23 protein-coding genes are annotated in these 23289 nt (G+C 61.6%); 2 read left to right on the plus strand and 21 right to left on the minus strand.

Annotation, left to right across the window (positions count from 1 at the left end; genetic code table 11):
• Nucleotides 1-91 precede the first annotated feature (91 nt).
• From ftsA to ACEWMW_RS00715, 19 genes are all read right to left on the minus strand, one after another.
• Nucleotides 92-1372, minus strand: a complete 1281-nt coding sequence (gene ftsA, locus ACEWMW_RS00625; RefSeq protein WP_409411952.1) for a cell division protein FtsA — start codon at nucleotides 1370-1372, stop codon at nucleotides 92-94.
• Nucleotides 1372-2280, minus strand: a complete 909-nt coding sequence (locus tag ACEWMW_RS00630) for a cell division protein FtsQ/DivIB (protein ID WP_409411953.1) — start codon at nucleotides 2278-2280, stop codon at nucleotides 1372-1374. The genes ftsA and ACEWMW_RS00630 overlap by 1 nt, the downstream gene beginning before the upstream one ends.
• Nucleotides 2273-3268: a D-alanine--D-alanine ligase gene (locus ACEWMW_RS00635; protein ID WP_409411954.1), complete on the minus strand. Its 996-nt coding sequence runs from the start codon at nucleotides 3266-3268 to the stop codon at nucleotides 2273-2275. Before ACEWMW_RS00635 ends, ACEWMW_RS00630 begins: the two co-directional genes overlap by 8 nt.
• On the minus strand, nucleotides 3265-4191 hold the full coding sequence (gene murB, locus ACEWMW_RS00640; protein WP_409413585.1) for a UDP-N-acetylmuramate dehydrogenase: 927 nt from the start codon (nucleotides 4189-4191) through the stop codon (nucleotides 3265-3267). The genes ACEWMW_RS00635 and murB overlap by 4 nt, the downstream gene beginning before the upstream one ends.
• A 41-nt stretch (nucleotides 4192-4232) precedes the next feature.
• The gene (gene murC / locus ACEWMW_RS00645; protein WP_409411955.1) at nucleotides 4233-5654 is read right to left on the minus strand and encodes a UDP-N-acetylmuramate--L-alanine ligase; all 1422 of its coding nucleotides are present in this window, start codon (nucleotides 5652-5654) and stop codon (nucleotides 4233-4235) included.
• Nucleotides 5651-6826 carry an undecaprenyldiphospho-muramoylpentapeptide beta-N-acetylglucosaminyltransferase gene (gene murG / locus ACEWMW_RS00650; RefSeq protein ID WP_409411956.1) on the minus strand — a complete coding sequence of 392 codons (1176 nt, stop codon included), beginning with the start codon at nucleotides 6824-6826 and terminating at the stop codon, nucleotides 5651-5653. The genes murC and murG overlap by 4 nt, the downstream gene beginning before the upstream one ends.
• The gene (locus ACEWMW_RS00655; RefSeq protein WP_409411957.1) at nucleotides 6823-8055 is read right to left on the minus strand and encodes an FtsW/RodA/SpoVE family cell cycle protein; all 1233 of its coding nucleotides are present in this window, start codon (nucleotides 8053-8055) and stop codon (nucleotides 6823-6825) included. Before ACEWMW_RS00655 ends, murG begins: the two co-directional genes overlap by 4 nt.
• Nucleotides 8052-9407 carry a UDP-N-acetylmuramoyl-L-alanine--D-glutamate ligase gene (gene murD / locus ACEWMW_RS00660; protein ID WP_409411958.1) on the minus strand — a complete coding sequence of 452 codons (1356 nt, stop codon included), beginning with the start codon at nucleotides 9405-9407 and terminating at the stop codon, nucleotides 8052-8054. The genes ACEWMW_RS00655 and murD overlap by 4 nt, the downstream gene beginning before the upstream one ends.
• Nucleotides 9404-10477, minus strand: a complete 1074-nt coding sequence (gene mraY / locus ACEWMW_RS00665) for a phospho-N-acetylmuramoyl-pentapeptide-transferase (protein ID WP_409411959.1) — start codon at nucleotides 10475-10477, stop codon at nucleotides 9404-9406. The genes murD and mraY overlap by 4 nt, the downstream gene beginning before the upstream one ends.
• Nucleotides 10477-11925 (minus strand): UDP-N-acetylmuramoyl-tripeptide--D-alanyl-D-alanine ligase, encoded by a 1449-nt coding sequence (locus ACEWMW_RS00670; protein ID WP_409411960.1) that lies wholly within the window; start codon nucleotides 11923-11925, stop codon nucleotides 10477-10479. The genes mraY and ACEWMW_RS00670 overlap by 1 nt, the downstream gene beginning before the upstream one ends.
• Nucleotides 11922-13406, minus strand: coding sequence for a UDP-N-acetylmuramoyl-L-alanyl-D-glutamate--2,6-diaminopimelate ligase (locus ACEWMW_RS00675; protein ID WP_409411961.1), 1485 nt, complete (start codon nucleotides 13404-13406; stop codon nucleotides 11922-11924). The genes ACEWMW_RS00670 and ACEWMW_RS00675 overlap by 4 nt, the downstream gene beginning before the upstream one ends.
• Nucleotides 13403-15124: a peptidoglycan D,D-transpeptidase FtsI family protein gene (locus ACEWMW_RS00680; RefSeq protein WP_409411962.1), complete on the minus strand. Its 1722-nt coding sequence runs from the start codon at nucleotides 15122-15124 to the stop codon at nucleotides 13403-13405. The genes ACEWMW_RS00675 and ACEWMW_RS00680 overlap by 4 nt, the downstream gene beginning before the upstream one ends.
• Nucleotides 15121-15642, minus strand: coding sequence for a hypothetical protein (locus tag ACEWMW_RS00685; protein WP_409411963.1), 522 nt, complete (start codon nucleotides 15640-15642; stop codon nucleotides 15121-15123). The genes ACEWMW_RS00680 and ACEWMW_RS00685 overlap by 4 nt, the downstream gene beginning before the upstream one ends.
• Nucleotides 15642-16595: a 16S rRNA (cytosine(1402)-N(4))-methyltransferase RsmH gene (gene rsmH, locus ACEWMW_RS00690; RefSeq protein WP_409411964.1), complete on the minus strand. Its 954-nt coding sequence runs from the start codon at nucleotides 16593-16595 to the stop codon at nucleotides 15642-15644. The genes ACEWMW_RS00685 and rsmH overlap by 1 nt, the downstream gene beginning before the upstream one ends.
• Entirely contained in the window at nucleotides 16592-17083 is a 492-nt protein-coding gene (locus ACEWMW_RS00695; RefSeq protein WP_409411965.1) for a division/cell wall cluster transcriptional repressor MraZ, read from the minus strand. The genes rsmH and ACEWMW_RS00695 overlap by 4 nt, the downstream gene beginning before the upstream one ends.
• A 345-nt stretch (nucleotides 17084-17428) precedes the next feature.
• Nucleotides 17429-18160, minus strand: a complete 732-nt coding sequence (locus tag ACEWMW_RS00700) for a Gldg family protein (protein ID WP_409411966.1) — start codon at nucleotides 18158-18160, stop codon at nucleotides 17429-17431.
• 7 nt (nucleotides 18161-18167) lie between these two features.
• Nucleotides 18168-18521 carry a hypothetical protein gene (locus ACEWMW_RS00705; RefSeq protein WP_409411967.1) on the minus strand — a complete coding sequence of 118 codons (354 nt, stop codon included), beginning with the start codon at nucleotides 18519-18521 and terminating at the stop codon, nucleotides 18168-18170.
• Between the two features lie 42 nt (nucleotides 18522-18563).
• The gene (locus tag ACEWMW_RS00710) at nucleotides 18564-19571 is read right to left on the minus strand and encodes a cysteine synthase A (protein WP_409411968.1); all 1008 of its coding nucleotides are present in this window, start codon (nucleotides 19569-19571) and stop codon (nucleotides 18564-18566) included.
• A gap of 75 nt (nucleotides 19572-19646) precedes the next feature.
• A complete protein-coding gene (locus ACEWMW_RS00715) occupies nucleotides 19647-19964 on the minus strand; it encodes a 2Fe-2S iron-sulfur cluster-binding protein (protein WP_409411969.1) in 318 nt (105 codons plus the stop codon).
• Nucleotides 19965-20060: 96 nt separating this feature from the next.
• Here ACEWMW_RS00715 and ACEWMW_RS00720 point away from each other — a divergent pair, with 96 nt between their 5' ends.
• Both ACEWMW_RS00720 and ACEWMW_RS00725 read left to right on the plus strand, forming a co-directional pair.
• Entirely contained in the window at nucleotides 20061-20678 is a 618-nt protein-coding gene (locus ACEWMW_RS00720) for a DNA-3-methyladenine glycosylase family protein (protein ID WP_409411970.1), read from the plus strand.
• 96 nt (nucleotides 20679-20774) lie between these two features.
• The gene (locus ACEWMW_RS00725) at nucleotides 20775-21578 is read left to right on the plus strand and encodes an SDR family oxidoreductase (protein ID WP_409411971.1); all 804 of its coding nucleotides are present in this window, start codon (nucleotides 20775-20777) and stop codon (nucleotides 21576-21578) included.
• Here ACEWMW_RS00725 and ACEWMW_RS00730 read toward each other — a convergent pair.
• Nucleotides 21575-21865 (minus strand): 4a-hydroxytetrahydrobiopterin dehydratase, encoded by a 291-nt coding sequence (locus tag ACEWMW_RS00730; RefSeq protein ID WP_409411972.1) that lies wholly within the window; start codon nucleotides 21863-21865, stop codon nucleotides 21575-21577. The two genes, ACEWMW_RS00725 and ACEWMW_RS00730, sit on opposite strands and share 4 nt — an antisense overlap.
• The gene (locus ACEWMW_RS00735) at nucleotides 21865-23202 is read right to left on the minus strand and encodes an APC family permease (RefSeq protein WP_409411973.1); all 1338 of its coding nucleotides are present in this window, start codon (nucleotides 23200-23202) and stop codon (nucleotides 21865-21867) included. The genes ACEWMW_RS00730 and ACEWMW_RS00735 overlap by 1 nt, the downstream gene beginning before the upstream one ends.
• Nucleotides 23203-23289: the final 87 nt, after the last annotated feature.

A 23289-nucleotide genomic window follows, 5' to 3' on the forward strand; every position in this document is an offset into this window, starting at 1 on the left:
GCCCGCTAATCTGGCACAAAGAGTTAACGCGGCGGATAGCGGGCGTCGCCTTATCCACAAACATAATGCCGAGTTTGGCCGTAGTTGGCACTCAGAAGTACTCCTTAACCGCGCGCCACACGCGATTTGCTAGCTCAACACCCGAATAGCGGGTGGTTTGCTGGTAGCTTGGCCCGATCGAGCGGATGTCGACCGGATCGTCTGCGGCATAGAGGCAAAGCCCCGCCAGCGTAGCGAATCCGGGCACCGAATGCGCTTCGGGCAGGCCGCGCAGTGCGGGCGGCTTGCCCACCCTCACCGAGCATCCCAGTGCGCTTTGGGCAAACTCGGCGATGCCCGCGAGTTCTGCGCCGCCGCCGGTAAGCACGATCTGGCCCCCGCGCCGCGCCGAGAAACCAAGAGGCTTGAGCGCGCGGCCGATCTCGTCGGTAAGCTGCGACAACTGACCGGTCACGATGGAAACGAGCTCGCTGCGCGGAATGCGGTTGCGATCATCGGCCCCGCGAGCGATCGGGCCGGCGTTTTCATCCCCCGGACCATTGACCGGGATCATCTCGCGATGGTCGGACGGGCTCGCAATCGCCGATCCAGCCACACATTTCAGCCGCTCTGCCTGAAAACGCCGGATGCCAAGCGCTGAGGCGATTGCGTCGGTGATGTCGTTCGAACCGAACTGGATGGTCTTCATTCCGGCCAGCATATCGCCAGCGTGAACCGAGACATTGGTCACCTCGCCGCCAATTTCCACCAGCGCGACACCGAGCTCACGCTCTTCTGACGTCAGGCAGGCATATCCCGCCGCGAGCGGCGCCGCGACGACCGCTTCGACATCGAGATGCGCATTCTGGACCGCTTCGATAAGGTTCTTCACCGGTGCGCCTTCGGCCAGCATCACATGGATATCGACGCCCAGCGCCTCGGCATGCAGCCCCTTGGGATTGGCGACCCCATGTGCTCCGTCGAGCGTGTAATGCGCAGGCAGAGCATGCAGCACCATGCGGCCATCGGGATCGATGGTTTCGCGCGCCGCCACCAGTAGCTGTTCGATATCTTCTTCTTCGATCCGTCTGCCACCGATATCGATCTCGACCTTGCTGATCGCGCTCGAAAGCCCCGCACCGGCGCAAGCGATCCACACGCTCGATACGCTGGTCCCGGCATTTTTTTCGGCGCGTTCCACCGCATCGCGAATTGCGTATGTCGCCGCTGCAATATCCGTCACATAACCGCGCTTGATCCCGCGGCTTTCGCGGTGGCCCGAACCCAGGACAATCATTTCGCCCGTTTCCGTGACCCCCATGATCATGGCCGACACACGGAATGAACCGATATTCACGGCTCCGAAGACGCGTGCGATCCGCGGCGTTGCCATCAGCTGCCGCCCTCGCTTGCGCTCATGACTTCCTGCGCGCGTCCGGGAATCCGCATGTATATGCGCTCCGGCACGCGCATGTCGAAAGTAGCGACCTTCCCGCCCAGGAGCCGGTTGGTTCCATCGAGCCGGGCGAAGGAAACCAGCGCCGTGGCGGCGATATCCTCGCCATGAGGGAGGGCGAGCATCTGTCCGGTCTTGAAGGTGAGGTTCCAGCGGCGGTTACCGACCCATTCGGCTGCGGCCACTTGCGGCTCAAGCGCAGGCGCTGCGTCAAGCAGCTTGGCCAGGCCGCGCGCTTGCCGGGCCGCGCCGGGGCCAGAGAGCATCAACATGGTCTTGGCGGCTTCGGGTTTGATCGTTTCCAGCTCGTTTCCGTCAATATCGATCAGGACGAAACGGCCGGGCTTTTCCAGCGCCGCATGCGGGACGCGTTCTACGATATCGATTGCCAGCGTATCGGGCAGCTGGCGCGAAACGCGCGCGTCGGAAACCCAGCTTAGCGCCAGCATCTCACTGCGCAGCGCTTCGAGATCGACCAGCGGCATCGGCCGGTCCCGCTCCGCCAGCGCACGCTCATAAACCTTGAGCTCGTTCATCCGGTCAACCCCGGTCACGCGTACGCGGCGCACTTCGAAGCCCGCATCGGAGGCGAGGTGTGCGATCTGCTGCTGTGCCATCGCCGGGACACCGGCAAGGCTGGCAACAAACCAAGCCAGTGCCACGGCACCGCCCAGGATGATCGCGAGGAAGATGCGCTGGATTTGCTCTTCGGTGAAAGGCAAGAGTGCAATCGCAGAGTCGAGAACCGAAGAGGTTTTCGCCTTTGCCTTGCGCCGGGTTTGCGAACGGCCGCGCGCGGCTGCTGCGCGCCGGACCGTCTTTCCCGAACGTTTGAGTTTAGCCATTGCCCATGCCCCTAGAATCTTTGGCAGAGTTTGCCCCGTGATCGCGCAATGCGGCGGCGACGATCATTTCGACCAATTCGCCATATTCTACTCCATTCTGCTTTGCCTGTTCAGGCACGAGACTGAGCGGTGTCATCCCCGGTTGGGTGTTGGTTTCAAGCACGAACAAACCGTCCTCCCCAAGCTCATCATCCCAGCGATAATCGGTCCGGCTAGTTCCCCTACACCCGAGAATCCTATGCGAATCAATAGCATATTTCTCACAAAGGCGCGCGATCCGCTCCGGGACATCGGCCGGGCAAACATGCGTTGTCACGCCGTCCGTATATTTGTGCTCGTAGTCGTAAAAGCCGCTCTCGATGACCAGTTCGGTGACGCCCAGCGCGCGCGGGCCATCAGGCGTATCGATCACTGCGCTGGTCAGTTCGCGGCCGCGAATATAGGGCTCGGCCAGTAGTTGTTCGAACTGTTGCCACGGCCCTATCGAGCCGCGCGCAATCGGATTGCCGAAATTGCTTTCGTCGGTGACGATGGCAACGCCCACTGAGGAGCCCTCGTTGACCGGCTTGAGTACATATGGCCGCGGCATCGGATCACGCTCAAAGAGGTCCGTACTCCTGACGATGCGGCCACCAGGCATCGGCACTCCGTGCGGCACCAGTGCCTGTTTGGTCAGTTCCTTGTCGATGGCGATGACAGACGTAGCGACACCGGAATGGGTATAGGGCACGCCCATCAGGTCGAGCATGCCCTGGACCGTTCCATCTTCGCCCGGCACACCGTGGAGCGCGTTGAAGACGACATCGGGTGCGGCTTCGGCAATGCGCGCGGCGACCTGCCGGTCCATATCGATCCGTGTCACACGATGGCCGCGCTCTTCGAGCGCCTTGGCGACACCTTCGCCCGACATCAGCGAGACCTCACGCTCATTGGCCCAACCGCCCATCAGGACGGCAATGTGGAGCTTGCGATCAAGAAAGTCGCTCATGGCCGCCCCACCCGCTGGATCTCCCATTCGAGCTGCACGCCCGAATTCTCGTAAACCCGCCGCTTCACTTCTTCGCCGAGACCTTCGATATCGGCGCTCGTCGCATCGCCGGTGTTGATGAGGAAATTGGTGTGCTTCTCGGAAACCTGCGCGCCGCCCATCGTCAGCCCGCGGCACCCGGCAGCGTCGACCAGTTGCCAGGCCTTGTGGCCTTCCGGATTCTTGAAAGTCGACCCTCCGGTCTTGGTCCGCAGCGGTTGCGATTGCTCGCGCGCCTCGGCGATCCGGTCCATCTCCGCGCCGATTTCCTCGGGATCCCCCGGTTCGCCCTGGAACCGCGCCGCCACCACAACAGCACCTTCGGGCAAGGCGGAATGGCGATATGTGTATTGCAGGTCCGCAGCGGGAAGTTTCACGAAGTTGCCGTCGGGCATGACGACGTCGCAATCGATCAGAACATCGGCAACTTCTCGGCCATAAGCGCCGCCGTTCATGCGCACGAAACCGCCCACTGTGCCGGGAATCCCGCGCAGGAATTCGAGTCCCGCAATTCCGGCATCGCGCGCGGTTGATGAGACGAGGATTCCGCTCGCCCCGCCGCCGCACTCCAGCACGTGATCGCCCTTGTCCAAGACCTGCGCAAACGGCTTGCCAAGGCGGATCACGACGCCAGGCACGCCGCCGTCGCGCACAATCAGATTGGAGCCCAGACCAAGCGCCATTACCGATAGATCACCCTGCAACCCCTCAAGAAAACCACGCAAGTCGTCGAGATCTTCGGGTTCGAACAGCCAGTCCGCATTGCCGCCCGTCTTGAACCAGACCAGCTTGGCCAGCGGCGCGCCACGCGTCAGCTTGCCGCGAATATTGCCGACTGGAATGAGATCGGCGGAGATCGCCTCGGTTTCCGAACCGGGCGCCATGCCATCGTCGAGCATCGGCCAGTCATCGGGCTGGGTCGACATCATCCGCCTGCGCCTTCCTTGGCGAGACCGGCTTCGAGCCCTGTAGCCCATTTCGTGATGTCGCCCGCGCCAAGGCACACGACATAGTCGCCAGCGCCCAACTGGCCTGCCAGTTCCTGTGCCAGAACATCCTGATCGGCGATTTCCGCTGCCGCGCGATGGCCGCGCGACTTGAGACCGGCCACCAGCGCTGCCGCATCCACACCTTCGATCGGATCTTCGCCTGCGGTGTAAACCGGAGCGACATAGACCTGGTCGGCCTGGTTGAAGCAGCTCTGGAAGTCATCCATCAGATCGCGCAGCCGAGTAAAGCGATGCGGCTGGACCACAGCGAATACCTTGCCGCCAGAGACTTCGGCGGATTCGCGCGCGGCCGACAGCACGGCCTCAATCTCGACCGGGTGATGCGCATAGTCGTCGATTATGGTCGCGCCATTGTAGGAGCCGGCCTTGGTGAAGCGCCGGCGAACACCGCCGAACTCGCTGAAGCCGTTGCAGATCACCTCGTCCGAGCAGCCCATCTCGATCGCCACCGCGATTGCCGCGAGCGCGTTCTGGACATTATGTCGTCCGGGCATCGGGAGCTTCACGCCTTCGATCCGGCGGTCTTCCTCGCCGCGCTGACGGACGATGACGTCGAAGCTGTTGCCGCCCTCTTCCGGCTGGACGTTCACACCGCAAATGTCGGCCTGGAGCGAAAAGCCATAGGTCACGACCCGGCGGTCGCGCACTTTGCCAATCACCGCCTGTACTTCGGGATGATCGATGCACAGCACCGCCGCTCCATAGAATGGCACGTTATGGATGAACTCGACGAAGGCGTCCTTCACGCCGTCGAAATCACCATAGTGATCGAGGTGTTCGGGATCGATATTGGTGACAACAGCAAGAGTGCCGTCGAGCCGAAGGAAGCTCCCGTCGCTTTCGTCTGCCTCGACCACCATCCAGTCGGAATCGCCCAGACGTGCGTTCGAGCCGTACTGCTCGATGATCCCGCCATTGATGACCGTGGGATCGACATTGCCCGCGTCAAGCAGTGCGGCGATCATGCTGGTAGTTGTGGTCTTGCCATGCGTTCCGGCCACGGCAATCGTGTTCTTCAGCCGCATAAGCTCGGCCAACATCTCGGCGCGCCGTACCACCGGAATACGGTTTTCCAGTGCATGCGCGACTTCGGGATTGGTCCGGCGGACTGCGGTCGAGGTGACGATTACCGCCGCACCTTCGACATTCTCTTTCTCGTGCCCGATCTTGACCGCGATACCTTGCGAACGCAGCCGCTCGACAGTCGCGCTTTCGTTGATGTCGCTGCCCTGGACTGTGTAGCCGAGGTTGTTCATCACCTCGGCAATCCCGGACATGCCGATCCCGCCGATGCCGACGAAATGGATCGTCCCGATATCCGTACCCACACCCTTCATGCCGGGTCTCCTGCCAGCCCGCGCGATCGTTCGCCAATCGGTTCGTCAGCCAGCCGGATGACATCCATCATCGAGGCTCCGCCGAAGCTTTCGACCAGGTCCGCTAGGTCCTTCACTGCCTTGGGCCGGCCGCAGTTCCATGCGGCATGAGCGGCGTTGGCAAGCGAAGCAGGATCCTGCGCCAGCGCCTGCAGCTGCTTGGCCAGCTCCTTTGCGGTGAAGTTATCCTGCTTGATCGCGCGCGCACCACCCGCTTTGGTCATTTCGCGAGTATTGGCAGCCTGGTGGTTGTCTGTCGCGATGGGCAGCGGAACGAGGATGGCCGGTCGCCCGACTGCCGTGAGTTCGGCGATGGTCGATGCGCCTGCTCGCCCGATGAACAGGTGCGCATGGGCAAGCCGTGCTGCCATGTCCTCGAAATAGGTCGCGCATTCGGCGGGAATATCGTGGGTACGGTAGCGCTCGCGCACCGCCTCGAGGTCTTCGGGTCGGCACTGCTGCGTTACCTGCAGGCGCTGGCGCAGCGCAGGCTGGAGCATCGAGAGACCATCGGGCACAATCAGGCTGAGCACGCTCGCGCCCTGGCTTCCGCCGGTAATCAGCACGCGCAGCAAGCCATCATCCGAGAACGGAGGAAAAGGCTCATCACGCAGCGCAAGCAGATCAGCGCGGACCGGATTGCCGACCAGATGGACTTTCTCGATATACTTGTGCTTCAAACGCTCGACATCAGGGCAAGCCGTGGCAATGGCATTGACCCGCCCCGCGAGCATCCGGTTGACCCTTCCGAGCACCGCGTTCTGTTCGTGGATGACACTGGGAACGCCCGCGCTGGTCGCAGCAAGTAGCGCCGGGAATGCGGGGTAGCCGCCAAAGCCGACAATCGCGCTCGGTTCGAAGCTTTCGAACAGCCGCAATGCCATGCGCCGCCCTTCGAGGATCGCAGCAAGACCCTTGAACCAGCTGAGCGGGTTCTTGGTAATCCGACCAGCTGGGAGGACGTGCGCGGGGAGAAAGTCTGGCTTGCCGGGGATCTTGGCCCCGCGTTCATCGGTGATCAGCGCGACGTGATGGCCTCGCCGTTCCAGCTCGGTCGCCAGCGCGAACGCGGGGATCAGGTGCCCGCCCGTCCCGCCCGCAGCGAGTACATAATGGCGATTGGGACCGCTCATTTTCCCCGGTCCTTCGCTTTGGATTCAAGCAATGCGACAAGACCCGGAGTCTCGCGCCGCAAGAACGGGTTACGCCGCGTGATCGAGAGCAGCAAGCCGACAGTAAGGCACACGGCGATCGTAGATGAACCGCCATAGCTCACCAGCGGCAGCGTCATCCCCTTCGATGGGAATAGCTGCAGGTTGACGAGGATGTTGATGAAAGCCTGTCCGCCGATCTGCGTGACAAGCCCGGCTGCGGCGAGCAGCGTGAACAAGTCTTCCTCGTCGACCAGCCGCACCAGGACGCGCACCAGGATCGCAAGGTAAAGCAGGACCACCAGCGCACAGATCAGCAGGCCGAATTCTTCGCCGATGACCGAGAAGATATAGTCCGTATGTGCTTCGGGCAGGTTCATCTTGCGGATGCCAAGCCACAGCCCGCTCCCAGTCCATCCGCCTGCCAGCAAGGTCCGGCTGGCAAGATCGACCTGGTCGAACGCCGTACCGCCAAACAGGAAGTCATCGATCCGGTGACGCGCGTTATCGTAAAGGAAATAGGTCGCAGTCAGCAGCGCGAAAGTGCCGCCGACAAGCCATGCCAACCGTTTCACCGGCACACCGGCGAGAAGCACCAGCACGAACCAGACACCGCCGAACAGCATCGTATCGCCAAGGTTCGGCTGAAGCATCAGCAATACAGCCACCAGCCCCATGCAGCATGAGGCGATGCCCAGCACCGGGATATTGGGATCGCGTGTCTTCCAAGAGAGCACCCAGGCGAGGAAAATGGCAAACCCCGGCTTGAGAAACTCGGATGGCTGGAAACGCATGCCGAGGTTGATCCAGCGCCGCGAGCCGTTGACTTCCGCGCCAAGCACGGGAACGGCCAGCAGGGCGACAAACATGGAAACGGCCAGCACGATACCCACGCGGCGCGCATTTTCCCGGGTCAGCATCGAGGCACCGATCAGGGCACCGAGCCCCAGAAATTGCCAGATAATGTGCTGCCAGTAGAAATAGAATTCGGGCAGCGTCTTGGCCGCAGTCGATAGCCGGTCCGCGCTTGCTGGCGAGGCGGCGGCGACTGCGATTGTCCCGACGGCCATCAGGATCAGGACCAGGATCAACAACACCCGGTCGATCTCGCGCCACCAGATCTTGAGCTCTGACCGGCGCGATCCGCGAAATTTCTCGCGGCGCGGCGCGCGTTCACCGGCGCGTGGGAGGTAGGGCTGCGAGATATTCACAATGCCACCTCGCAGCAGGGCGCAGTGTTATTCTCGTATTCGCCGCTGGTGAGCGCGGTGACGATATCGCGAAACTGGTCGCCGCGTTGCTCGTAATCCTTGAACTGGTCGAAGCTGGCGCAGGCCGGCGAGAGCAACACCACTTCGCCCGGACGCGCGGCCTCCATTGCCTGCTTGACCGCTTCGCACAGCATTTCGGTGCGTCTGACGGGGACTTGGCCTTCGAGTTCGTCGGCAAAAGCAGGTCCTGCCTCGCCAATCGTGTAGGCGGCGGCGATATTGTCAATGTGCTGCGCGCATTCCCGCAGGCCCGGCTCCTTGGGCAAACCGCCGACGATCCAGTGGATACGCGGCGCGCCATCGTTGATGCCGGGATCGTGAGGATAGGCGGCGAGCGCCGGAGCGGTGGACGCCTGGTTGGTTGCCTTGGAGTCGTTGATGAGGAGGACACCGTTGTGATCTGCGACAAGCTCCATGCGGTGCGGGAGGCCGGTAAAGCTGCGGAGGCCCTTTTCGATTGGGTCTACGCTCAAGCCTAGCCATGCACATGCCGCCATTGCTGCTCCGGCATTTTCCGCATTGTGGGGGCCCTGCAATGAAGGCCAATTCACCTGTGCATCAGTTGCTGCCGGGACTATGCAATTGAAACCCGACTTGCCGACGCGAATTGTCCCGGCTTCAAATCCCTGCCAGTTTACCAGAGCGTAGTGAGCTTCGCTCTGCATGGATAGCAGGCGACTTTTGGCCTCGGCATAATTCTCAAAGCTTCCATCATACCGATCGAGGTGGTCGGGCGTGATGTTAAGTAGCATAGCAACGTCGCAATCGAGGCTTTGCGTCAGGTCGATTTGGTAGCTCGACAGTTCGAGCACATAGACCCCGCCTTCAGGCAAGGGCTCCTGCTCCATGATCGGGATACCGATATTGCCGCCCATCAGCGTCGGCACGCCCGCCTCTTTCAGGATATGATGCACCAGCGCAGTCGTGGTCGATTTGCCATTGGTCCCGGTGATCCCGACGACCTTATGGGCCGGCAGGTCCGCCCGCGCCTGCGCAAAGAGTTCGATATCGCCGATCACCGGAACGCCGAACTTCGCCGCATGGCCCGCAATGGGATGCGTGTTGAGCGGCACTCCCGGTGAGACCACGACCCCGGCGTATCCGGTCAGGTCCTGCTCCAGCGGATCGGCAAGTTCGACCAGTCCTTCGACCTTGGCGCGCGCGTCCTCTTGCCTGTCCCACGCGGTGACTTCGGCCCCGCTTGCCACCAGCGCCCGAACGACCGCAAAGCCCGAGCGGGCCAGGCCGAGCACAGCGTACTTTTTTCCGGAAAAGGCGGGAGAGGTAATCATCTCAGCTTCAGCGTTGCCAATCCGGCCAGCGCGAGCACGATCGAGACGATCCAGAACCGGATCACCACGGTGCTTTCGCTCCAGCCCAGCTGTTCGAAATGGTGATGAATCGGGGCCATACGGAAGACGCGCTTGCCCGTGCGTTTGAACCAGAACACCTGGATGATGACGCTGGCGGTTTCGACCACGAACAGTCCGCCAACGATCAGCAGCACAATCTCGTGATGGCTTGCGACGGCCACTGCTCCCAGCGCTCCGCCCAGCGCAAGCGACCCCGTATCGCCCATGAACACGGCGGCCGGAGGCGCATTGAACCACAGGAAAGCAAGCCCTGCCCCCATGATCGCGCCGCAGAATACCGCCAGCTCGCCCGCCCCCTCGACATAGGGAATGCCGAGATATTCGGAGTAATCGACGCGGCCGACAAGGTAAGCAATAAGCGCGAAGGTGCCCGCGGCGATGATCACCGGCATGGTCGCCAGCCCGTCAAGCCCATCGGTCAGGTTCACGGCATTGCCAAATCCAACGATCACGGTGGCGGCGAAGAGATAGTAGATCGGGCCCAGCTCGAAACCGAGATTATTGAAGAATGGTACGTAGACAAAGGTGGTGTCGATCTCGCTCACGATGATCCATGCGGCCGCGCCTGCAATTACGAATTCAAGCAGCAATCGTACCTTGCCCGAGACACCCTTATGGCTGGCCTTGGACACCTTGTCGTAATCATCGAGAAAGCCAATCAACCCGAACCCGGTCGTAACGGCGAGACAGGCCCAGACCAGCGGGCTCGAAAGGTCCATCCACAAGAGCAGCGACAGAACTAGCGAGACGAGGATCATCAATCCGCCCATGGTCGGCGTGCCGCGCTTGGCGAGGTGGCTTTGCGGCCCATCCTCGCGGATCGGTTGTCCCTTGCCCTGGCGCACGCGCAGCATGTTGATGAACTTCGGGCCGATCAGCAGCCCGATAAAAAGCGCCGTGATCAGCGTCGCGCCGACGCGGAACGTCTGGTAGCGCACGAGGTTCAATACACCATCGAAACCCAACCATTCGGCGATCAAAAAGAGCATTAGATTTCCCGGCCCACAAAGTGGGTAATGAGCGCGCCCAGCCCGATCGAGTTCGACCCCTTTACCAGCACGGCGTCACCTGCGGTGATCCCGTACTCCTCAAGCTGCTCGATCGCTTCGTCTGGGCTGTTGCAATGCGCGAAGGTCAGGGGGTTGCCAAGCGGATGCGCGGAAGGTTTCCCCAACTCGCGTGCAAGCGCCCGCATCTCCTCTCCCACCAGCACCGCGAAGTCGACCTTCGCCTCGTAAATCGGCTCGGCCAGCTGGGCGTGGAATTTGGCGGCGAAGTCGCCCAGTTCCTTCATGCTGCCGAGCACCGCGACGCGGCGTGTGGCGGGCGTTTGGCCCAGTTGACGCAGGGTCGCCCGCATCGAGGCAGGATTGGCGTTATAGCTTTCGTCGATCAGCAGCGCATTGCCGCCTGGAGCCCCGATCCTGTGACGCGCACCGCGACCTTTGAGGCCGCCCATCTCAGCCAGCGCAAGCCCTGCTGCACCAAGGTCGCCCCCGGCAGCACGAACCGCCGCAACAACGCACAGCGCATTGCTGATCCAGTGATCGCCCGGCTCGGCTACAGTGAAGCACAAGCGCGCATCGCCAAGCGTTGCGGTGACCAGCGTTCCGCCATGGCTCATCGGGATAGCATCGAGCAGCCGCACGTCGGCGTGATCGGCACGGCCGAAGGATACCACCTTGGCACCCGATTTCTCGGCATGGCTCTTGAGGCGCTCGAAATACTCGCTGTCAGCCGGGATTACGGCAGTTCCGCCTTCGACCAGGCCTGCAAAGATCTCGCTCTTGGCATCGGCGATCGCCTCCATGCTGCCAAGATTCTCGATATGCGCGGGTGCGATCGTGGTCACAACTGCCACATGCGGCTTCGCCTGCGCCGTCAGCCCGGAAATCTCGCCGGCATGGTTCATGCCCATTTCAAAGACACCGAATTTGCTGCGCGCGGGCATCCGCGCAAGGCTGAGCGGCACGCCGACATGGTTATTGTAGGAACGCACCGAGCGATGCGCTGCGCCGCGGCTCGAACGGTCAAGCGCTGCGAAAATAGCTTCCTTCACCCCGGTCTTGCCGACCGATCCGGTCACCCCGATCCGGACCGCCTCGGCACGGCCGCGCGCAGCGTTAGCCAGCGCCTCCAGGGCTTCAGTAGTGTCTGCGACCAGAACATGCGGACCATCAACAGGTTCGCTGACCAATGCGGCTGCTGCGCCTTTGGCAAAAGCCGCGTCGACAAAGCAGTGGCCGTCCATCGCCTCGCCCTTGAGTGCCACGAACAGATCGCCCGGACGCACATCGCGCGAATCCATTTCGACCCCAGATACCTGGAAGGCGCCATTGGCCTCGCCGCCGGTCGCTGCGGCGATCTCGCGGGCGCTCCACAGCGCAAGCGGGAGACTGTCACGCGCCGTTATCGGCCATTTGAGCAGCGCGCTCATGCAGCGCCTCCTGCGCCGGCTGATTGCATGGCCGCGCATTCGCGGGCCACTGCCACATCATCAAAGGGTAACACCCGCATATTCTCTCCCGACCCGATGATTTGCCCTTGTTCGTGCCCCTTGCCGGCGATGAGCACGATATCCTGTGCTCCGGCTTCGCTGATGCCAGCCTGAATGGCTTCGCGCCGGTCGCCGATCTCGCGCGCAACCTTGCCAGCACCCGCGAGGACCTCGCGCCGGATCGCAGCAGGATCTTCGCCGCGCGGATTATCGTCCGTTACGATCACAAGATCGGCATTGGCAGCAGCCGCTTCGCCCATCGGCGTGCGTTTGCCCTGATCGCGGTCTCCGCCTGCGCCGAATACGGCAATCAAGCGTCCTTCCACGTGAGGACGCAGAGCAGTAATCGCGGCTTCCAGCGCCTCGGGCGTATGGGCGTAGTCGATGTAAATCGGTGCACCGCTCGGCGCGATAGCGGCCCGCTCGAGCCTTCCGCGCACGGGTTGTAGCCGCGCAAGATTGACGAACGTTGCGCTCGCATCGCCGCCCGATGCAATCACCAGCGCCGCAGCGGTAAACGCATTGGCAGCCTGGTAGTCGCCAATGAGCGGCAAGGTGCAATCGCGTGTCTCGCCATCGTGCTCGATGGTGATGGTCTGACCCAGCTGGGTAGGCTTGTGGGCGAGCAAGCGAATGAAATCGCCTTGCTCGCCCAGAGTGAGCACGCGCGCGCAGCAAGTACGCGCATGCTCGATAGCCTTGTGAGACCAGTCATCGCCGTTCGACCAGATGATCGCTGTGGCATCTTTTCCGGTGACCTCGCTGAAGAGCCGCATCTTGGCCGCGAAGTAATCTTCCATCGTTCCGTGATAATCGAGGTGATCTCTGCTGAAATTGGTGAAGGCGGCAACCGAAACGGGCACACCTTCATTGCGAAATTGCGAAAGCCCGTGGCTAGATGCCTCGTAGGCGACATGCGTGACGCCTTCGCGCGCCAACCCGGTCATGTTGGAAAGGAATGTGACAATATCGGGCGTGGTCAGCCCGGTCGACACGCTTTCATCGGGTGTGGTCACACCCAGTGTACCGATCGACGCGGCGCGCTCACCTGCCATGCGCCAGAGCTGACGAGTCATCTCGACAGTGGAAGTCTTGCCATTGGTACCGGTGACCGCAACAATCGTCTCCGGCACCGGGGAAAAGAATTGTGCGGCCAGACTAGCAAACGCCCGGCGCGGTTCGGGATCGGCGATGTGGACTGCGCCGCTGACTTCGGCCTGCGGACGCGCAACCACTGCCACGGCACCCGCTTCGATAGCGGCTGGGATGAATTCCTCGCCGTTGACGCGCGCGCCTTCGAAAGCACCGAATACAGTGCCCGGTGCAACCTTGCGGTGGTCTATAGCAAAGCCCGTGACGTTGGCCTCGCCACAGTCCCCGCAATCGATCCCCGCCCCCGCTGCGATCCGCCCCAGTTTCAATTATCATCCCCCTTTACCAGAGGACGAAGGTCGCTGATGTCGACATCGCGCGAAGTATCGGGCTGGACGCCGAGAATGGGTCCGATCCGCGGCACAAGCTTGCCGACTATCGGTGCCGCGTTCCAAGCGGCAGTGCGCTGGAATGAGCTTGCCACAGTGCCCTTGGGCTCATCGAGCATGGCCACCACGACATAGCGCGGGCGGTCCATCGGGAACGCGGCAGCGAAAGTTGAGATCAGCGTCGTCCGCTTGTAGCCGCCTTGTCCTGGTTTCTCGGCAGACCCCGTCTTGCCGCCGATCCGGTAACCGGGAGCATCGGCGCTCCGGCCCGTGCCGTAGATGGAAGTCATGCGCAGCATCTGACGCATGCGCGAAGAGGTCGAAGCCTTGAACACGCGGCGCCCCTTGCTAGCTTCGCCCGGAGCGACCTTGTGCAAGGTTGCCGGGCGCCAGATCCCCCCATTGACCATCGCGGCATATGCGCTGGCGAGATGCAGGGGTGTCACGGCAATACCGTGGCCATAACCGATCGTCATCGTGCGCAACCGCCGCCAGTTGTCGCCCGGCCACAGCGGGAAGCCGCGCGCGGGAAGCTCAATATAGGGCCGCTCGTTCATGCCGAGATCGATAAGCGTGCGGCGCAGGCGTTCCGGCCCCAGTTCATCTGCTATGCGGGCGGTGACCGTGTTCGAGGAATACATCAGCGCCGCGGGCACATTCAGCGTCTCACCCTTGGGCTTCATGTCTTTGATTGTGAATCGGCCGACCTTGAGAGGGCGCGCATCCCAGTGGCGGCTGACATCGGTGACCACGCCGGCATCAATCGCGGCAGCGACTGTCAGCGGCTTGAAGGTCGAACCCAATTCATAGACTTGGTTGGTCACGCGATTGAACATCGCCTTTTCGCCCTTTGCGTCGATCCGGTTGGGATCAAACTCGGGCAGGCTGGCAAGGCCAAGCACTTCGCCGGTTTCAACATCGAGCACGATACCGGCAGCACCAGCGGCATTCACCGCGAGCATCCCGCGCCGTAATTCATCTTCGAGCGCACCCTGCACGCGCATATCGATCGAAAGAGCAGCCGGTTGGCCGCGTGTCGCGGGATCGAGCAGATAGTCGTCGAGCACTGCTTCCATGCCCACCCGGCCATGGCCGTCGGCGGCAACGAAACCGAGAACATGCGCCCCCATCGAGCCTTGGGGGTAATGGCGGTCGGTTTCCTGCGGCATTTCGAGCGCGATCTCGCCGATTGCCTGCACCGCATTGGCCTCTTCGGGTAAGACGCGGCGGCGCAGGTAGCCCGATCGTCCAGAGGTGAGGCGTGCGACAATCTCGGCCTCATCCATATCAGGGAAGATCGCCGCCAGCTTTGCCGCAACCACTTCGGGTGATTTCACCAGCGGCGCGCCATCGTCACCCAGCGCCTCGGGATTGAACCACAAGGCATAAGCGGGGAATGCGCGCGCAAGCGGGACACCGTTGCGATCGGTAATCTCGCCGCGCGGTGGCAGCAACGCCTCCTCGAGCGAGGTGGTCGTGACCGCCTTGTCGTTGAAGCCCAGGTAGAAGATGCGCCCGATCGCCAAGATGGCGACGAAGGCGAATAGGATCGCGATCCACAGTACGCGCCAGCGCGCGATATCGAGCGACTTGCGGCGGACACTGACAAGTTGCACCCGACCGGTTGTGATCGCGGTGCTCACCGTCACGGCATTCATTCGACGACCTCTGCGACCCGGGCGACGAGGGGAGTTGTCTCACCGAAAGCACGGGCAAACTCCGATGCGACAGAGTTCGCTTCACGCTCTTGGGAAACCGGCTGATCCGGTTCGGCGCCGAGCAATTGCCGACCGGAAACTGGCGAAACCATCTCAGGCATTCCCAGTTCTTCACTGTCGGGCGCTCGTGCAACGCGGATCGGGCTTGGAGCACCGACACCGGTCGGTACGCCGAGGCTGGCAAGCTGGCGCTCGCCGGCGATGTACTGGTCCGCACGCGGAGCCTTGTAACCGAATTCGATGGCGTTCCAGTCGGCCAACTGCTGCTGGTTGGCGCGGGCCTGGAACTCGGTTTCGAGCAGCAGCTTTTCGCGTTCGAGCGCGACGATATGCCGTTCTGCGAGGCGCACTTCGCTCTTCACCGAATTCACCTGGAAAGTCAGCGCGGCAAAAATGCCGAAGCAAATCGTGAGCGCAACGGCCCATCCGATCTGGCGGATGCGGCTGCCCTGCACCATCACGCGGCCTCCTGCCGGGCCGGAACTGCTGTGCGGGTGGCGTGGCGCAAGACGGCTGAGCGAGCGCGGGGATTGCGCTGGGTCTCTGCTTCGCTGGCGCGGATCGCTTTCGATACTTGCGCGAAGGGAGCAGGAGCGGTGGCGGTTTGCGGCAGGTGACGCGAGCCTGCTGATTTGGCCGAGGCTTCACGCAGGAAGCGCTTTACGATCCGGTCTTCAAGCGAATGGAAGCTCACCACCGCCAGCTTGCCGCCTTCACCAAGCAATTGTTCGGACGCGCCTAGCGCAGCGGTAAGTTCATCAAGTTCGCCGTTCACATGAATGCGGATCGCCTGGAAGCTGCGTGTCGCGGGATCCTTGGGCGCGCCCGGTTTGTGGCCGAGGGCCTTGCGTACGGCCCTGGCGAGATCGCCGGTCGTTTCCAATGGACGGGCCGCAACGATAGCACGCGCAACGCGGCGCGACTGACGTTCCTCGCCGTAAGTATAGAGCACGTCGGCAATCGCATCGGCGCTGGCGGAATTGAGGAAATCGGCGGCACTCTCGCCTTCCTGGCTCATGCGCATGTCGAGCGGGCCATCAAGCGAGAAAGCGAAACCGCGGTCGGCCTGGTCGAGCTGCATCGAAGACACGCCGATATCCATCACCACGCCATCGACCTGCGCAACGCCTACCTCGGCGAGCGAGGAAACCATTTCGGAAAAGCGGCGCGGGTGCAGGATCAGGCGCGGCGGATTTTCTTCCGTCTCACGCCAGGTGCGACCCGAAGCGATGGCATCGGGGTCCCTGTCGAATGCATGCACGGTGGCGCCTGCATCAAGCAGGGCCCTCGTGTAACCACCCGCGCCGAAAGTAGCGTCAACAATCACATCGCCGGCCTGCGGGGATAGGGCAGCGATAACTTCATCGAGGAGTACGGGAATGTGGGGAGCCGGAGAATGTGCGAGGGTCACTTGCGCTTCCCCTTGGCTTCGGCCTCGGCCAGCAGGCTGGCGCAAGCGGCTTGCGCGGGCGCCCAATCGGGGCCCATCGCCTGCAGCGCATCGGGGTTCCAAATGGTGAAGAAGCGTCCGGCGCCCTGGAAGTAAAGCCCGCTTTCGATCCCGGCGAGATCGCGCAAGTGCTCGGGCATGACGAAGCGTCCGCTGTCGTCAAAAGGAACTTCGGAGAACCCGAAGAGGTGCATTGCGCGCATGTCGCGATCGAAGTCACTGCCAGTGCGGATGGCACGCTCTTCTTCGCGATCGAGCTGGTCTTCAAGTTCGGGTTTGCGCGAGAGGCCAAACCCGGTGAGGCAGTCCCAGCGATCATGTTTTGCGAGGCAGAGGATCCGGCCTTCGCTCGATTCGCGAACCGCCTTGCGGAAGAGTGGAGGCAGAGTGAAGCGACCCTTATCGCCCGCGGGCGAGTAGGCCTGACCACTGTAACCTCCGAAAGACACTCCCGTCACCTCGCCCGTTTCCCCTGTTAGGGCCTCTTTTCCGGACACAGCCTCCCCGCAGGCACCCGTGCACACTCACGGGCACCCTGCCCCGATATCTGGGACTCGGGACGCGACAATCTGTCCGATGGAATGTTGTTTTAACTGGGTAGATTGGGGGATGAAAGGGAAAATTGCGGGATTTTACGGGATAACTTGGTAAACAACTGATTAATTGATATTTTTCAGGAACGCAAAGATTGCAAATTTATGTCTTTGCCAAGCCAAACCTCCGCAATTGCACGGATAATCCGGGAAATGCCCGGCTAATGTCGCCCTTCTCCCGCGATTTCCCGTGGATGGCGATCACGGCGAGTCGAACGCCAATCGGACAAGCTGGCCTAGCGCGTCAGAATTGTCTGACTCATGGTGATCAAGCTCCAGGATGGCGGCATCAGCGATAGCCAGAACCTGACCGCTGCCAATAGTGCAGCGCGCGATCACGGTGACCGCCGCTACGTTGCATTCGCCCGTGGACGCGCGCCAGCTTCCTGCTAGCCGGACGGGGAACGTTATCTCTCCGTCGGTCACGATGCGCTCGGCTCCATCCTGTGCTTCATCGAACTCAAGCTCCAGTCCCCAACGCGCCAGGATCGGAGAAAGCAGCGCGACATCTTGCGGCCGGCGCCGGTCCCCGATGTGAAAACGCGATTCCCCCGTCAGCAACGGGTCGGCAAGCAGGAGCAGCTTCCCGCCAGCGCGCACCCATTCGTCCAGCGCGACATTCTCCTCAGGCGACAGGGCCCGTGGCTGGGCCAGCAGCAGGAAACCGACTCCATCGAGTCCGCCCTGGTCCGACAGCGTGTCGAGCGGCAGCAGCCTGAATTCCTGTTCGAGCGCAGTACGCGCCCAATGCTGCTGCGCATCATCGCCGAGCATTTCGTCGATCGAAGCCGCCTCGTTCCAGTATATCGGAAGCGTGGTCATAAGGCCGAGCGCTGGCAGTTCGCCACTGGCAGAAGGCTCGCCACGGGTTCCCTCCTCGTGCGAGAACCACAGCATCGCGCCGGCCAGCAAGGCCGCTGCGCTCAAGATCATGATGAGCCTATTGCGCCGGAAGATCATTGCCCTGCTCGGGCATGATAGCGGATTGCTGTGATGCGCCGCCGGTCGGTTCGGAGGGAAGGTCGGGCACGATACCCGAATCCGCCAGCGGGTCGCTTTTGGGCGCTGGTTCCGAAGGCTCGACCGTGGATGCAGCTTCGGGCACGGCTGCCGCCTCGATCTGGTTGGCGCGTTCGAAGATCAGCGAAGCAAGCCCCAGCAAAATGACGATGCCCAAAAGACCTCCAAGGCCGATTCGCAGGCGCTGCATCGCGTCATCGGGCGAGCCGGCGAGCGGCACCGAGGGCGTCAGATTCGCATACTCAGATGGCGGGGTTTTCGGATTGCTTGCCATGCGACAAAGCTAGCCGCTCCGCCTCGCTAGTCAATCCGGCAATCAGTTGGCGGGCCTTGCTCCGGAAAGCCAGTCAAACACCGGGAGTCCCTTCTCCGCCAGCCAATCCGCATTGTAGAGCGAGGAAAGATAGCGAAACCCGGTGTCGCAAAGGATCGTCGCGACGCGTGGATTTTCGAGTCCTCTCGCCTTGAGATCCTTGCCCAGCGCGATGGCTCCTGCAACGTTGATCCCACTTGAAAGGCCGAGGCATAGCCCTTCTTCGCGCAGCAGCCGCGCGACCCATTCGAGGCCTACCTCATCGGAAATGCGGAACTGCGCATCGATCGGCGCGCCTTCGAGGTTGCCCGTGATCCGGCCCTGCCCGATTCCTTCGGCCACCGATGATCCTTCGGCCTTCAATTCGCCATGTGCGTAGTAGTTATAGAGCGCAGCGCCATGCGGATCGGTTAGCGCGATCGTGACCTTCTCGTCGCGCTCCTTCAAGCCCATGCCCACGCCCGCAAGCGTTCCGCCTGTACCCACTGCACACGTAAAGCCATCGACCTTGCCATCCATCTGTTCCCAAATTTCAGGCGCAGTACCTTCGATATGCGCCTTGCGATTGGCGGTATTGTCGAACTGCCCGGCCCAGATCGCGCCCTCCGTTTCTTCCGCCAGGCGGCGAGATACATGCTGGAAGTGGTTGGCATCGGCATATTTCGTCGGTGGAACGGTTACCAGCTCCGCACCCAGCGCGCGCAGCGTGTCCATCTTCTCCTTCGACTGGTTGTCGGGCATCACGATAATCGTGCGGTAGCCGAGCGCATTGGCGACCAGCGCGATCCCGATCCCCGTGTTGCCAGCCGTACCTTCAACCACGGTGCCGCCGGGCTGAAGCTCCCCTGACGCTTCGGCTTCGCGAACAATATAGAGCGCAGCGCGGTCCTTAACCGACGCGCCCGGGTTCATGAATTCGCACTTGCCCCAGATTTCGCAGCCGGCTTCTTCGCTTGGCCCCTTCAGCAGGACGAGCGGCGTGTTCCCGATAAGATCGAGCGATGTTTTCATATGAGACGAATTAGGGCGCGCCGCACCGGGGTGCAACGCAGATGGACTTGTCGGTCTAGAACTCAGTCTTCCGCCTTAGTCTTCCGGGGCGATGGTGACCTTGAGACCGTCCAGATCGTCATTGAACGGAATCTGGCAGGACAGGCGCGAAGTCTCATTGCGATGATCGCTGCTTTCGAGCAGGTCGTCTTCGTCTTCGCTCATAGCTGGCAGCTTGTCCTGATGTGCAGGATCGACATGCACGTGGCAGGTAGCGCACGAACAGCAACCGCCGCACAGCGCGAGCAGTTCGTCAAAACCATTGTCACGGATGGCTTCCATCACGGTGAGGCCATCTTCCACCTCGATCGTCGATTCTGAACCGCTCCGGTCAACTACTGTAAGCTTTGGCATCAATGCGTTCCTGTATTGCAGCTTTAGCCTCGCAGGCTTTGCGCGCGGCTGCTAAGCACTACGAGCCGTTTTGGCAAGTGAGGGAAGGCTATCAATTTGGGTCTAACGAAGAAGCAATTGCGCGCAGGGATCGATCATGTTGCCGGGCGGGAGAGCGGTTTCGCCAAGGCGCTCGAGGTAGTGGGCTATCCCGAGCCGCGCATCCGGCCAACAGGATACAAAACCTTGCTGCGCACGATCGTCGGCCAGCAGGTCAGCGTCGCTGCGGCCGCATCGGTATGGAACAAGCTGGAGGCGGAGCTGGGTGAAGAGATTCACGCAGAAGAATTACTGGCGCGCGATTTCGATACGCTGCGCGCTTGCGGTCTCTCGCGTCAGAAGCAGGGCTATGCCCGCTCACTATGCGAGCTGGTGACAAGCGGCGCGCTCGATATCGACAACCTTCCGGCCGACGATGAAGATGCGATTGAAGAGCTGACCCGGATCAAGGGCATTGGGCGCTGGTCCGCCGAGATCTACCTGCTGTTCGCCGAAGGTCGCGCAGATATCTTCCCGGCAGGCGATTTGGCGGTACAGGCAGGCATGCATCAATTGCTCGGACTGAAGGAACGCCCGTCGGAGAAGGAAGCGCGCGCTTTGGCCGGGGAATGGAGCCCGCATCGCGGCGCGGCGGCGATCTTCACCTGGCACTGCTATAACAATTCGGCATTATAGGATTTCGGCTCCGGCCCGGCAACAAACAACACATTCCCATACTGACAAGCGTGTTAACACGCGTTAGGCACGCGCCCCAAGAGGGAGAATTTCAGCATGTCGGAACGCAAATCCATCTTCATCACTGGCGGCGGTTCAGGGATCGGACGCGATGCCGCGATCTATTTTGCCGAGCGGGGCTGGTTCGTTGGCCTAGCGGATATCGATGAAGACGGGATGCGTGTCACTCGCGACATGATCAACAACGGCTTCACCCACATGCACCGGCTGGATGTGCGCGATCGCGAAGCCTGGGATGAAGCGCTCAATGCCTTTTCGATTGCGGCCGGCGGCCGGATCGATGTGGTGTTCAACAATGCGGGAATTGCCAATGGCGGCCCACTGATCGAAAACCCTCAGGGTGAAATCGACCAGATGCTCGCGGTCAATCTCAACGGGGTTATTTACGGCGCACAGGCCGCCCATTCACATCTTAAGAAGACCGCTCCGGGCTCGGCACTGATCAATACCGCCAGCCTAGCAGGGATCGTCGGCGCTCCGGGTCTTGCCGCCTATTGCGCGACCAAATGGGGCGTGCGCGGACTGACCGAGAGCTTGGATGCCGAGTGGGCGGAGGACGGTATCAAAGTCGCAGCCATCTGCCCCGGCTTTATTGATACACCGCTGATCGAGCAGACGCTGCAAGATTCCAACCAGTCGATGAAAGAAAACCTCGCCAACGCGGGCGCGGAGATCTCACCGGTCAGCGATGTCTCCAAAGTGGTGTGGGACGCGGTCCACGGCGATAACCTGCATTATACGGTCGGTAAAACCGCAGGCCGTCTCATGTTCCTCAAGCGCTGGCTGCCCGGAAAAGTGCGCAAGCAGATGCGCGAACAAGGCGTCGGCGGGGACCTTTAGAACAGCTTCTCGATCGCGATTGCCATATCGGCATCGCGCTTTGACAATCCGCCCGCATCATGCGTGGTCAGCGTGATCTCGACCTTGTTGTAGACATTGAACCATTCGGGATGGTGGTCTTGGCTGTCGGCGATCAGCGCGACCCGGCTCATAAAACCCCAAGCTTCGGAGAAGTCTCCAAATTTGAACGTGCGCTCAATCGCCTTGCCCTCGCGCGCGAGTGACCAATCCGGATGGCTCGCCAGCAACGCATCGCGTTCGTCTTCGGTCAATTCGGCAACAGACATCAGTTTTCCTCTTCAATGGGTTCGAGCACCGCTCGGCGCTTGAGCACAAAGATATATATCACCCAGAGAGTACCAACCAGTACAAAGCCAGAAACGCCGTACCATGGATCCTGGGCGACAAATATCAGCAAGAAAATGGTGTTGAGCGCGACAGCGACAATGATTGTCCAGGGATACCACGGCGTCTTGAAAGGGCGCTCGAGATCGGGCTCGCTCTTGCGCAGGCCGATCACGGCCATGATTGCGAGCAAAGTGATGCCCTGGTTGATCGATATCCCAAGCGATGAAATCTCTTCATAGCCGCCGATCAGGATAAACGCCGCCGCTACCAGCACCGCGAAGAGCATGGCCGGCATCGGTGTTCCACGCTTGTCCACATAAGTCATGAACTGAGGCAGAATCTGTGCGCGCGCCAAAGCATACACCAGCCGGGTGCTGGTCATGGTCATGAGATTGCCGATCGCGCCCACTGAAAGGACCCCGAACAAGGTCAGCAAGTAGTCGGCCTGCTCGCCAAACACGATCCCCGCTGCGTCCGCCGCGACCAGCTTGGAGCCGGCCATCTGGTCGGGTGTCATGACATAGAGCATGGCGATATTGATCATCAGGTAGAGTACGGCAACGCCGATGATCCCCCCGAACAGCGCACGTGGGATCTGTTTACCGGGGTTCTCAATCTCCTCGCCGTAGAACACGACGTCCCACCAGCCATTGTACGTACCGACAACGACCAACAACGCGGTGCCCAGTGGCAACCAGCCATTGCGCAAGAGTTGGTTTTGCGTTTCCACTGGCACTTCTGCCGGAGAACCGGAAAAAAGCGCCACTACCAATCCTATCAGAATCATGCCTTTGATTGCCGAGAAAACGATCTGGCTGCCGCCGGTCGTGCGCGTCCCCAGCGCATTGAGGATGGCAAACAGTAGGATTACGCCCAGCCCTAGCTCGACATCCGACCACCCACCTCCACCCATGCCCAGCCGGACCATGAATTCGCCGGTGACCAGCGCGAGCATCGAGATCGAGACCAGGTAAGTCAGCAGCAAAGTGAAGGCGGCGAGTACCGCCAACTTCTCGCCGAACGCGCGATATATGAAGGCGTATGCCCCGCCCGCGCGCGGGATCGCTGCACCCAGCTCGGCAAAAGCCGATGCGGAAATAATCGCGACCATGGCTCCAGTCACCCAGATCGCGATGATAACCGCGGGCGAACTGGTCGCTTCGGCAACGATGCCGGGCGTGCGCAATATACCTTGCCCGACAATGCTGCCCACAACGGCAGCCAGCCCGAATGCGAGGCCCAGCACGCGCAGAAGTTTATTGGAACCAGATGACATGCCATTCCCCCTTAGGCAGCGTTCCAGGCAAGCTTGTGAGTGGTAACTGCCAGCCGCACAAGGGCTTTCGATCTTGGCACTGCGTTC

Source organism: Litorerythrobacter xanthomarinus (assembly GCF_046254955.1).
Taxonomy (GTDB): domain Bacteria; phylum Pseudomonadota; class Alphaproteobacteria; order Sphingomonadales; family Sphingomonadaceae; genus Qipengyuania_C.